This window comes from Streptomyces sp. NPDC046465 (assembly GCF_040646035.1).
Taxonomy (GTDB): Bacteria; Actinomycetota; Actinomycetes; order Streptomycetales; family Streptomycetaceae; genus Streptomyces.
The window spans coordinates 1-11574 of record NZ_JBEYZK010000036.1 but is presented as its reverse complement, the minus strand read 5'-3'; the positions used below and the strand labels follow the sequence as shown (position 1 = coordinate 11574).

The window sequence follows — 11574 nt, the reverse complement described above, 5'->3', positions numbered from 1 at the left end:
TCCGCCGTCACATCACGGCGCCATCTCGTACGTACCGGCCAGCGCCTCCACGCGCTCCCAGACGCGCGCGGAGCGGGCCTCGTCGACGACCGGGCGCCGGACCGCGCCCAGCGCCCAGCTCTGCTGCTGCTCGGTGGCGGAGTCCTTGCCGTGCAGTTCGACGGCGTGCGCGGAGAAGTCCCGTACGAGGACGGCGAAGAGCTCGTCGAGGACGTCCTGCTCCAGGCCGGTGAGGCGCGCCTGCTCGAGGATCAGCTCGCCGTGCACGACGAGCGCGAAGAGCTGGCCGACGGCGAGGAGCAGGTCGAGGTCGCGGCTCTGCTTCTCGTCGGGAGCGGCCGTGGTGACGAACTCGCAGAGGGCGTCGGCCTGTTCGCGGAAGCGGGCGACATTGGGCACCTCGGCGTACGCGTCGTAGGCGGTGCGCCAGTCGTGGAAGCGGATGGCGCCCAGGCCGCGGGCCGGACCCTGCTCGAAGAGGAAGGCGTCGTCGGCGGCGTCGACGCGGGTGGGCACGGCCTCGTAGTCGGCGGGCTTCAGGAGGTGGTTGCCCATGAACTTGAGGATCAGGGCGAGGTTGACGTGGACGGTCCCCTCCAGCTTCGGCAGGCCGCGGATCTCGACGGCCGCCTGCGCGAAGTAGTTGTCCTTCTCGAAGCCCTTGGCCGCGATGACGTCCCACATGAGGTCGATGACCTTCTCGCCCTCCGTGGTCACCTTCATCTTCGTCATGGGGTTGAAGAGGAGGTAGCGGCGGTCGTCGGGGCCCGCGGAGCGGAAGTAGTCGACGGCGCGGTCGCTGAACAGCTTCATCCCGACGAGACGGACGTACGCGTCGGTCAGTTCGCGGCGCACGTGCGGGAAGGCGGTGACGGGGCGGCCGTAGAGGATGCGGCCCGTGGCGTGGGTGACGGCCTCGTACATCGCGTGCTCGCAGATGCCGATGGAGGCGGTGCAGAGGTTGAACTTGCCGACGTTGACGGTGTTGAGCGCGGCGTCGAAGGCGGCGCGGCCGGTGTGCAGGACATCGTCGGGGCCGACCGGGTAGTTCTCCAGGCGGAATTCGCTGACGTACTTGGAGGAGTCGACGACGTTCTTGACCAGGTGGTACGCCTCGTGGCGGCTGTCGGCGGCGAAGAAGACGTAACCGTCGGGGCCTTCGATGTCGGTGCGGCGGCCGAAGACGGAGACGAGACCGGCGGCGTTGCCGTTGCCGATGTAGTACTTGGAGCCGGTCGCCAGGAAGCCGCCGTCGCCGTCCGGTTCGAGGAGCATGTCGGTGGAGTAGATGTCGGCGCCGTGGGACTTCTCGGAGAGGCCGAACGCGAACACCTCGCCCTGGGCGAGGAGTTCGGCCGCGCGGGCGCGGGCAGCGGCGTTGTCGCTCTGCCAGACGGGGCCGAGCCCGAGGATCGTGACCTGCCACGCGTACCAGTAGTCGAGTCCGTAGAAGCCGAAGATCTCGTTGAGCGCGGCGATCCGGGCGGTGTCCCAGCGCTTGTCGTCCTGTCCCTGCCCCGCGGCCGATGCCGGGGTGAGGAAGGTCGCGAAGAGTCCTTCCTCGGCGGAGAACGCGAGGAAGTCCGCGAGCCAGGCGTGGGAGCGGTAGTCCTCGATCAGCCTGCGCTTGCCGCGCGCCTCGAACCAGTCGACGGTGGCGCGCAGCAGCCTGCGGGTCTCCGGGTCGAAGTGGGTCGGGTCGTAGGTGTGCGGGTTGAACAGCAGCTGGTCGGCCATGATCGGTCGCCTTTCCGGCTCGGGAGGGAGGGGTTGGGGGGAGGGCTGGTCAGTGGGTTCAGTGTTCGGGAGCGAGCCGGTGGAGGGTGGCGATCACGTCGTCGAGCCAGGCGAGCGTCATGCGTTCGTACGCGATGCCGCCGCGCAGCACGACGTGCTGGAGCTCCCGTCCGGCGTCGGGGGTCTCCGGGGCCGGGGCGTCGGGTCCGGTGAAGTCGCGCAGCTCCCCCGCGAGGTAGTGCGCGAGCCGGTCGGTGTGCGCCTCGCGGTGCCGCTCCACCTCGCGGATCAGCGTGGCCGGGTCGTCGAAGGCAGCGCCGCGGATCTTCACGGCGAGCTCGTGCCGGACGCTCTCGGGCTCGATCGGCTCCTGCAGCCAACGGGAGAGGGCCGTCCGCCCGAGGGCGTCGACGGAGTACTCCTTCTTGTCCGGCCGGTCCTGCTGCGCCACCTCACGGGCGCCGATCCAGCCGTCGCTCTCCATGCGTTTGAGCACGCGGTAGATCTGCTGGTGCGTGGCCGCCCAGAAGTAGCCGATGGACCGGTCGAACCGCCGGGCCAGTTCGTATCCGGAGCCCGGCTTCTCCAGGAGTGAGACGAGGATCGCGTGCTCAAGCGCCATGCCCGAATCCTTCTATGCAACTAGTTGCATAGACAAGCCGCACCGGTCAGGTGAGACACGGCTCACCCGGACGGAGCGCCTGCCCGCCGAGAACCCTGCGAGCCGCGCCCGACGGGCAGCGAGTGGGCGAGGTCGTTGCCAGTACCGACGAGGAGACGGCACGGGGGTGGTGCGGGCAGGCCGGTGCCGCCTCCGCCGCCTCAGCCGCCGGAGGTGGTCGCCGAGTTGAGCCAGTCTCCGATGCGGGGCAGGGCTTCGGGCCCGCTGTCCCGCCGCACCGAACCGACGAGGTCCGCGATGGAGACACCTTGCAGGGAGGCGCGCCAGGCGGCGTCGGCGGCGCCCATCGCGCGGGCGATGGGGCACGCCTTGACGCACTCCTCGGGAGGCGTCCCGAACGGGCCGCGCTGCCGGATCTCGGTGCAGGTGAACGCGGGGCTCGCCCCGTCGACGGCCTGGACCACGTCCAGGACCGTGATCTCGGTGGCGGCTCTGGTCAGGACATAGCCGCCGGTCTTGCCCTGGACGGACTTCACGAGTCCGGCCCGGGAGAGGGCCTGCAGCTGTTTGGCGAGGTAGCTGGGCGAGACGTCGTGCAGTTCGGCGAGGCGGGCGGCCGGGACCGGATCGGTCGCCGCGGTCAGCACCACACAGCAGTGCAGCGCCCACTCGACGCCGCCGGACAGTTTCATACACGCTCCTGTTTGACTCGGACACAGGATATCCGAGTATCATCTCGGACATCAGATATCCGAGTTTGTGGGACGGGGACACGGGGACACTCGGATCTTGGAGCGGCATTCGGCTCACAGAAGGGCTCGATCATGAGGATCACTGTCATCGGCGGCACCGGACTGATCGGTTCGCAGCTCGTCACCAAGCTCCGCGAGACCGGTCACGAGGCGGTCCCCGCCTCCCTGTCGACCGGCGTCGACCTGCTCACCGGTGCGGGGCTCGACGAGGCGCTCGACGGCGCGCACACGGTCGTCAACGTGACGAACTCGCCCACCTTCGACGAGGCCTCGCCGGAGTTCTTCCGCACCACCACGGGGCACCTATTGGCCGCCGGTGAGCGCGCGGGCGTCCGCCACCAGGTCATTCTGTCCATCGTCGGCGTCGACCAGGTGCCGCAGCTGGACTACTACCGCGCGAAGACGCTCCAGGAGGAGCTGCTGCGCCAGGGACCCACCCCGTACTCGATCGTGCGTGCCACACAGTTCTTCGAGTTCATGGACGCGGTGCTGTCCTGGACCGGCGACGACGGCACCGTCCGGCTGCCCGCCACGCCCATCCAGCCCATCGCGACGGCCGACGTGGTCGCCGCTCTCGCCGACGTCACCACCGGCGCACCCCTCAACGGCACGCTCGACGTGGCGGGCCCCGACGTGTTCCGCCTGGACGAGCTGGGCCGCCTCACCCTGTCGGCCCGAGGCGACGCCCGTACCGTCGTCACCGACGAGAAGGCGGGCATGTTCGCCGCCGTCGAAGGCGACGTGCTGACCGCGGGCCCCGGCGCGCGTCTGGCGCCGACCCGCTACGAGGAGTGGCTCGGCGCCGCCCGATAAAGCCCTTGCAGTCCGCGGGATCAGCCCTTCGCGAGACGGCGTACGGCGGTCAGCGCGCGGTCGGCGTGTGCGCTCATGCGCAGTTCGCTGCGGACCACTTCGGCGACGGCGCGGTCCTGGCCGATCACGAAGGTCGCACGCTTGGTCGGCGCCAGGGAGAAGCCGCGCGCCACGCCGAACCGGCCGCGCACCACACCCTCGGGATCCGAGAGCAGCGGGAACCCGAGGGTGTGCCGCTCCGTGAACTCCCGCTGCCGCTCGACCTCGTCGCCGCTGATCCCGACGGGCCGCGCCCCCGCGGCCGCGAACTCGGCGGCCAGATCACGGAAGTGGCAGGCCTCGGCCGTGCAGCCGGGCGTGAGGGCCGCGGGGTAGAAGAACAGCACCACCGGGCCGTCCCCGAGGAGTTCGGAGAGCCGGCGCGGGGTGCCGGTCTCGTCCGGCAGGGTGAAGTCCTCGACGGTGTCACCGACCGCCACGCGCGCCGTCATGCCCGGCTCCCCTGCGACGTACGGTCCATCGGCGACACGATGCCTCCTCGAGTGGCGGGAGCGAAACCCTACTCGATGGTCGCTGCGCCCCGCCGACAGCCCTCCCGACCAGCCTTGATCTCGTAAATCACGGTCGTGCGATGCTGGGGCACACGCCGGGATGGCACCGAGAGAGCGACGGGGAGTACGGCATCACCATGGCAGTGGCACGACGGACAGCGAAGGGCGTCTGGGACCGATATTCGGCATCCGACCCGGGACTTCTGCGACTCATGGCGGGGCTGCGCACGGTCGGGGCGATCCTCCTCGCCCTCGCCGTGCTCGCGCCGCTCGGCACATCGGTGACCCATCTCGTCGCGGGCGCGATGACGGCCATGGTCTCCACGTTCGCGATCCAGGAGAAGGAGGTGCGGGGGCAGGCGATCACGCTGGCGCTCGGGCTTCCGGTGGCTCTCGCCGCGATCGCGCTGGGCGCCGTGCTCAACCACCGCGTGGTGGCCGGGGACGTCTTCTTCATTCTCCTGATCTTCGGCGCCGTCTACTGCCGCCGGTTCGGCGACCGGGGCACCGCGCTCGGCCTGATCGGCTTTCAGGTCTACTTCGTCTCGCTCTTCGTGAGCGCGTCCGCCTCGGCCCTGCCCAAGCTCTTCCTGACGCTGACGGTGGCCTTCGCGTGCAGCGCGGTCGTACGGTTCGCGATCGTGCCGGAGACGCCGGAGCGCACGCTGGCGCGGCTGCGCGAGGCGTTCCGGGCCCGGCTCGCCCAGCTGATCGCCCACCAGATCGCGCTCCTGGACGCGGACTCGGGGACCGCGGAAGGACCGGAGAAGGTCCTCGACGACCTGCGGCGCAGCACCGCCCGGCTGCACGAGGCCGCGCTGATGATCCAGGGCCGCCTGGAGGAAGGCACCCGCGACGCGTCCGCGGCGGCGCTGCTGCAGCGCAGGGTGGCGGACGCCGAGATCGCCGCGGAGCGCCTCGGCGTCCTGCTCCTCAACGCGCGCAGCGCCGAACGCGTCGAGACCCTCACCCTGCACCTGCCGAGCGCCCCCGTCCCGCTCACGCGCCGCGGCCGGATCGCGCCGGACGCGGGCACCGCCCTGCGCAGGGATCTGCGGGCCCTGCACCTGCTCGTGGTGCGCCTGGTCCCCGACGACCGCGGCACGGCGCTCCCGTACGTACGCAACAGGCTGCTCGGCTACCGCGAGGAGCAGGGTCTGCCCCAGGGCTCGCCCGCGATCCAGGACTGCTTCCGCGCGATCGGTGAGGCGGCCCGCGCCATTCTGGGCCTGCGCCTGGCGACGAACACGGCAACGGACGAGGAGTACGACAGCCCGGAGGCCATGCGCTCCCGCGAGGAGTTCGCGGCGGAGGAGATCTCGATCTCCGGCGAGGCCGCGGCGGCCGCCGAGGACGAGCCCACCGGTCTGCGGCGGCCCACCACCAGGGCGGCCGTGCAGGTCGCGGTGGGCTCGGCGCTGGCCATCGTCGGCGGCGAGTTCCTGTCGACGCAGCGGTGGTACTGGGCGGTCCTGACCTGCTGGGTGGTCTTCCTCAACACCGCGTCCACGGGCGAGATCATGGTCAAGGGCTATCGCCGTCTGCTCGGCACGGTGCTCGGCGTGGTGGCCGGGGTGGCGCTGGCGGGCGCCGTCGGGAACCACACGTGGGCCGCGTTCGCCCTCGTCGTGCTGTGCGTCTTCGGGATGTTCTTCACCGCGCCCCTGTCGTACGCGCTGATGTCCTTCTTCGTCACGGCGATGCTGGGCCTGCTCTACACCCTGCTCAACACCTACAGCCTCGACGTCCTCGTGCTGCGGATCGAGGAGACGGCGCTCGGCGCGGCCTGCGGGATCATCGCGGCGGTCCTGGTGCTTCCGGTGCGTACGTCGCACCGGACCGACGAGGAGCTCGGCACCGTCCTCGCCCGGCTGCGGGACGTCGTGTCGGCGGCCGTGGCCCAGCTGAGCGGCGGGCCCGCGATCGACCTGGTGGACCTGGCGCGGGACTTGGACACCGCCCTCGACGACCTGCGCAGTTCCACGAAGCCGTTGACGCATCCGATCGCGCCGCTGCGAGCCCGGCGGCAGACCGCCCGCTACATCGTCGCGCTCCTGGAGACGTGCGCCTATCACGCCCGTTCGCTGGCGGCGACGGCCGAGTTGGTGCCGTCCAGCAAGAGCGTCGCGGCCGACGCCCGCCTCGCGCTCGCGGGCCGGCGGATCACGCACAACATCGATCTGATCGCCGCACGGGTGCGCGACGAGGAGGCCGACGGCACCATCGAATCGGGTGCGAGCATCGCCGCGATGCTGGACAGCGGCGGCCACGAGGTGCTGCGGACCGGCTCGGTGGCGTTCCGCGTGCTGCGGCATCTGCAGCGGCTCGACGAGGGCATCGTCGGCCTGGCCCGGCCGCTCGGGGTCCCGCTCGCGGTGCCCGAGGAGAGCGGCGCGGCGGGAGCGCGGAAGGCTCTCGGCTGAGAGAACGGAAGCACGACCCGAGCAGGACCTCGGGCGCCTGCGGGGGCCATCAGTGTGCGTCAAGAGCGCGCTGGACGCGTTCTGTGGCCAAGCGGGTCAGCTGTCCGATGCGGTCCTCGTGCGCTTGCAGTGAGCCGAAGGGGTTGTAGTCCAGCCTGATGACGACGGTCCCCACACGGACCAAGCCGAGTGCCCCCATCTCCTTCGTCTCCTTGCTCCTCTCATGGACGAGCGCCACGCTCTCGTCACCGAGTCGCGGCATGGCGAACTTCTTGCCGTCGCCGCTCTCGCCCGCTACTTCGTCGAACAGGGCGGCAGCACGTGCCGGTGACGGGCAGGCGTAGATGCGAAACCACGCGTTGAGATAGCCCTCGCCCCCGGGGAGGTCCTTCGGAAGGTCGTGCTCGAACCATGATCCGTCCGGTCGGCAGCCGGTTTCCCTGTCCTCGCTCTGCACGTGGTGGTCGTCGTCGTAGACCGACCAGCCGCCCGGCGGCAGGCTCTCCTTGGTCGGCAGGGCCGCGTCGATCTCCGCGGGCGTCAGTGTTCTCGTCGTTCTCGTGCCGCGCGAACTGCCGCTCCTCTTCCCGTCCTTGCCGTCCCGTGCCTCCTGGTCGATGTCGGCGCCTTCGCTGCGGGACTGGGCCTTGGGCGAGTCGTCGGAGGTGAGGACCTGCACACCGCCGTATACGCCGAGCACGACCAAGGCCAGCAACAGCACGGCCGAGCAGGCCAGGACGGCCCACCCGCCGGGCGTGCTGTTGATCGTCAGCGGCCCAACAGAAATGGGACTTCGGGATACGCGGCTCCTGCTGATGATGACTGTCTCGCGGTTGAACGTACTCGGCGCGCTGAGGTGCACGGCCAGCTGACGGCGCAGCTCGGGATCCGCCTCGATCTCCTCGCTCAGGACCGTCTCTGCCTCGGCCCGTACCACCGGGCTCCCCTGGTCGGCGTCCAGTCGCGCCAGCGCCGCACGCCCTCGTTCCGTACCGGCGAGACGGGACCGCACCAACTCACCGACCGCGGTGCCCGCACCCTGCCCCACACCGCTCGCCGCACCCGCGGCTACCGCGATGAAGACCTCCACCGCCCGGGCCGCGAGATCCGCCGCTTCCATACGCCCCCCTGGATAGGTCCCGCCAGGAAGCCCATACTGCTGCACCAGTCTCGCGTGCGCATGCCAAACGAGCGCTGCGGCGCGATGTCACGCCTCGCGCAGTTCCTCGATGACCTCGCGCAGCACCGGCGCCGGAATGTCCGGCAGCAGCATCGCGAAGGCAAGGACGAACTTCCCGAGCAGGAACGTGGTGTCGGGTGTCCTGCGCACGATGTCCTGGACGGCCGCCACGTTCTGGGCCGCGACGGCCTCCAGGAGCTCCCCCGCGTCCGGCCCCGCGCCGTCCTCCGTGCGGACGGACCGGTCGCCGAAGTCGGCCCTGCGCACCATGTGCCGCAGCACCCGGTCGCCCGCCTCGGGCAGGTACGCCTTGCGCACGCCTTCGTCGGCGATCCAGCACAGCGCCGAGATCAGATCGGCGGTCTGTTCGTCGGCTTCGAACTCCGCGACGAGGGCGTCGTACGCGATCTGGTTCCCGTGCCGGAACGCGAGCAGCAGTCGCGCCGCCCGCGCCTTGGCCTCGGCCACCTGCGTCTCGGACACCTGCTCGCCGGACACGCGCGCGCCAGGCACCTGGGTGGCCGTTACTTCGACCCGATCGCCCGATTCCTGCTTGTTTACGCCCATCTGACACATGTTAACGATCAACGTGCCGGGATCTTCAAGGCCCCACGCCCCACAAGGCTCAAGATCAACGCAGCATCAACGCATCCAGGCGCTGTACGACATGACCTTTCCGGCCCGCACGCCATAGGTGCGATCGCTCCTGGTGACCGTGTGCTCCAGGCCCAACACGGTGCCGTCCGCCGGATCCAGGATCAGCATGCGCCGCAGGCCGTCGCCCTCGTGGACGTACGCCTGGCCCACGCGGCCCAGCCGGTCGGTGACCGCGCCCGCGGGCCGCAGGTCCTCGGCATCGGCGAGCACACGGCTCAGGGCCGCGGTCTCCTGGGCCCCCGGCGTCCAGTGGCGGAGGAACATCGCGACGGCGTCCAGGAGTTCGCCGGTGCCGGTGATCGGGGCGCGGTCGCCCGGGTGGCTGAGCTCGGCCAGGTAGCCGCGGAGCGCTACGGGCGTGTGCGGGGGCCGGGACTGCGGCGGGGCGGTACCCCGGCTCGGGGGGTAGGTGCGGTCGCTGAGGACCTTGCCGTCGTGGACGGTACGCGGCCCGTCGTCGCCGTCGGTGATGACCGGCTCGCCGGGGCTGCGGGGGTCGGTGGCCACGACGAGTTCGGTGTGGCTGCCGTCGGCGTGCCAGCTGGTGACACGCTCCTCGGGCAGCGTGACGGGCGCGGTGGCGCCGGGCCCCGACCGCATGGCAAGGCTCCACGTCTGTACGTGCGTTCCCTTGCGCAGCCGCGGCGCGCCCTCGGCCCACGCCGCTGCCCTCGCCCCGTCCGCGACCTGGTCGAGCGTCACCGGCATGGACCCGGCCCGGAGAGTCAGAGGGCGGGGAGCCGCGGCGGCGGGCGCGCCGCTCGACCCCGCGAGGACGAGTGCCAGTGCCGCCGCCACGGCGAGCGAGACCATCTCGATGCCCCAGACCAGGCGGCGCACTTGGCGCGCGGGACGCCGCCGGGCGCCGGGCACGCTGTGCAGGAGCTGATTCAACTGCCGCTGCGCGTGCGCGGGCAGCGGCCCGTCACGGAAGCGGGGGTCGTCGCCGGGTACGGGGTCGGCGCCGCGCAGGAGGGCGAGTTCGTCGTCATGTGCCATGGCCGTGGTCCTCCGGAACGGTGGCGCGGGTCGCTTCAGGGGCGGGCCGTGCGGCCGGTGCGGGCCGCATGCGGTCGATCTCGGTTCTGAGCCTGCGACGGGCCCGGTGCAGCCTCATCGCCGCCGCCCGGGCGCCGCAGCCGAGCGCGGTCGCGAGCTCCTCGGTGTCCAGTTCCTCCCAGGCCGTCAGGCGCAGCACCTCCTGGTCGGACGCGGAGAGCAGGTTCAGGGCGTCGTGCACCCAGTCACCCGGGCGCGCGGCCTCCGGGCCCGCCACCACGTTCCTGCGGTGCCGGCTCTCGTCGTTGCCGAGCCGCTCGACGAGGCGCCTGCGGCGCCCGTATCCGCGGACCGCGTTCGCCAGACAGCGCCGCGCTATCCCGTACAGCCAGGGCAGGGAGGACGGTGGCAGGTCGGCGCGGCGCCGCCAGGCAACGGCGAACACGTCGGCCACCACCTCCTCGGTGTCGTTCGTCGGGCCGCCGAGCCGCCGTGCCACGTAGCGGCTGACCGCCCAGTAGTGCTCGCGATAGGCAGCGGCGAAGGTTTCGTCGTCGCTCACGGTTACGAAGTGTCCGGCACCGCCGCGATCGTCACACCGGCGGGGTGTGATCCATGTCGCTCCGCGCACCTGTCACAGATCGGCGGCCGCCGGACACAGGCGGGGCATGGACAGCAACACCGTGGTGCCGCCACCCGCGCGCGCCTCAGACTCCCCTTCCGTGCCCGTGCGTTCGGCGCTCCGGCCCCGCCGCCCCGGACATGCCGTCGTCAAGTGGTTCACCACCACTGACCACAAGACGATCGGCACGCTGTATCTGGTCACGTCGTTCGCGTTCTTCTGCATCGGCGGTGTGCTGGCGCTCTTCATGCGCGCCGAACTCGCCCGCCCGGGTACGCAGATCATGTCGAACGAGCAGTTCAACCAGGCGTTCACGATGCACGGCACGATCATGCTGCTGATGTTCGCGACGCCGCTGTTCGCCGGTTTCGCGAACTGGATCATGCCGCTGCAGATCGGCGCGCCCGACGTGGCGTTCCCGCGTCTGAACATGTTCGCCTACTGGCTCTACCTGTTCGGCTCGCTCATCGCGGTCGGCGGCTTCCTCACCCCGCAGGGCGCGGCCGACTTCGGCTGGTTCGCCTACGCCCCGCTGTCGGACGCGGTCCGCTCGCCGGGCATCGGCGCGGACATGTGGATCATGGGTCTGGCCTTCTCCGGCTTCGGCACGATCCTGGGCTCGGTCAACTTCATCACCACGATCATCTGCATGCGCGCTCCGGGCATGACGATGTTCCGCATGCCGATCTTCGTGTGGAACGTGCTGCTCACCGCGGTCCTCGTGCTGCTCGCCTTCCCGGTCCTGGCCGCCGCGCTGTTCGCCCTGGAGGTGGACCGCAAATTCGGTGCGCACATCTTCGACGCGGCCAATGGCGGCACCTTGCTGTGGCAGCACCTCTTCTGGTTCTTCGGCCACCCAGAGGTGTACATCATCGCGCTGCCGTTCTTCGGCATCATTTCCGAGGTCATCCCGGTCTTCTCCCGCAAGCCGATGTTCGGCTACATGGGCCTGATCGGCGCGACGATCGCGATCGCGGGTCTGTCCGTGACGGTGTGGGCGCATCACATGTACGTCACCGGCGGTGTGCTGCTGCCGTTCTTCTCCTTCATGACGTTCCTGATCGCCGTACCGACAGGTGTGAAGTTCTTCAACTGGATCGGCACGATGTGGAAGGGGTCCCTGTCGTTCGAGACCCCGATGCTGTGGGCGGTCGGCTTCCTGATCACCTTCACCTTCGGTGGCCTGACGGGTGTCATCCTGGCCTCGCCGCCGATGGA

The 11574-nt window shown here is 70.6% G+C and carries 10 protein-coding genes and 1 pseudogene; 3 read left to right on the top strand and 8 right to left on the bottom strand.

Translation table 11 applies throughout. The features are described from left to right. Window positions 1-12 precede the first annotated feature (12 nt). The 3 genes from ABZ953_RS36280 to ABZ953_RS36270 form a co-directional block, all read right to left on the bottom strand. Window positions 13-1737 (bottom strand): acyl-CoA dehydrogenase family protein, encoded by a 1725-nt coding sequence (locus tag ABZ953_RS36280; RefSeq protein ID WP_361733249.1) that lies wholly within the window; start codon window positions 1735-1737, stop codon window positions 13-15. A 58-nt stretch (window positions 1738-1795) separates the two neighbouring features. After that, window positions 1796-2359 (bottom strand): PadR family transcriptional regulator, encoded by a 564-nt coding sequence (locus tag ABZ953_RS36275; RefSeq protein ID WP_361733247.1) that lies wholly within the window; start codon window positions 2357-2359, stop codon window positions 1796-1798. A 200-nt stretch (window positions 2360-2559) separates the two neighbouring features. Then, on the bottom strand, window positions 2560-3051 hold the full coding sequence (locus tag ABZ953_RS36270; RefSeq protein ID WP_361733245.1) for an Rrf2 family transcriptional regulator: 492 nt from the start codon (window positions 3049-3051) through the stop codon (window positions 2560-2562). Window positions 3052-3183: 132 nt separating this feature from the next. On the opposite strand from ABZ953_RS36270, the gene ABZ953_RS36265 reads away from it, so the two are divergent. Further along, entirely contained in the window at window positions 3184-3924 is a 741-nt protein-coding gene (locus ABZ953_RS36265) for an NAD(P)H-binding protein (protein WP_361733243.1), read from the top strand. Between the two features lie 20 nt (window positions 3925-3944). Here the strand turns inward: ABZ953_RS36265 and ABZ953_RS36260 are convergent, their stop codons facing one another. Continuing rightward, window positions 3945-4415, bottom strand: coding sequence for a peroxiredoxin (locus ABZ953_RS36260; RefSeq protein ID WP_361733241.1), 471 nt, complete (start codon window positions 4413-4415; stop codon window positions 3945-3947). A gap of 197 nt (window positions 4416-4612) precedes the next feature. Here ABZ953_RS36260 and ABZ953_RS36255 point away from each other — a divergent pair, with 197 nt between their 5' ends. Then, window positions 4613-6898 (top strand): FUSC family protein, encoded by a 2286-nt coding sequence (locus ABZ953_RS36255; protein ID WP_361733239.1) that lies wholly within the window; start codon window positions 4613-4615, stop codon window positions 6896-6898. 49 nt (window positions 6899-6947) lie between these two features. Here the strand turns inward: ABZ953_RS36255 and ABZ953_RS36250 are convergent, their stop codons facing one another. The 4 genes from ABZ953_RS36250 to ABZ953_RS36235 all read right to left on the bottom strand — a co-directional run bounded on the left by ABZ953_RS36250 (window position 6948) and on the right by ABZ953_RS36235 (window position 10296). Further along, complete coding sequence (locus ABZ953_RS36250; RefSeq protein ID WP_361733237.1) at window positions 6948-8018, bottom strand: hypothetical protein; 1071 nt, start codon at window positions 8016-8018, stop codon at window positions 6948-6950. Window positions 8019-8105: 87 nt separating this feature from the next. Further along, the gene (locus ABZ953_RS36245) at window positions 8106-8645 is read right to left on the bottom strand and encodes a hypothetical protein (protein ID WP_361733236.1); all 540 of its coding nucleotides are present in this window, start codon (window positions 8643-8645) and stop codon (window positions 8106-8108) included. 75 nt (window positions 8646-8720) lie between these two features. Then, complete coding sequence (locus ABZ953_RS36240; protein WP_361733234.1) at window positions 8721-9734, bottom strand: CU044_5270 family protein; 1014 nt, start codon at window positions 9732-9734, stop codon at window positions 8721-8723. Next, window positions 9724-10296, bottom strand: coding sequence for a sigma-70 family RNA polymerase sigma factor (locus ABZ953_RS36235; protein ID WP_361733232.1), 573 nt, complete (start codon window positions 10294-10296; stop codon window positions 9724-9726). The genes ABZ953_RS36240 and ABZ953_RS36235 overlap by 11 nt, the downstream gene beginning before the upstream one ends. Before the next feature lie 178 nt (window positions 10297-10474). On the opposite strand from ABZ953_RS36235, the pseudogene ABZ953_RS36230 reads away from it, so the two are divergent. Further along, window positions 10475-11574: pseudogene (locus ABZ953_RS36230) on the top strand (cbb3-type cytochrome c oxidase subunit I); the annotation flags it as partial.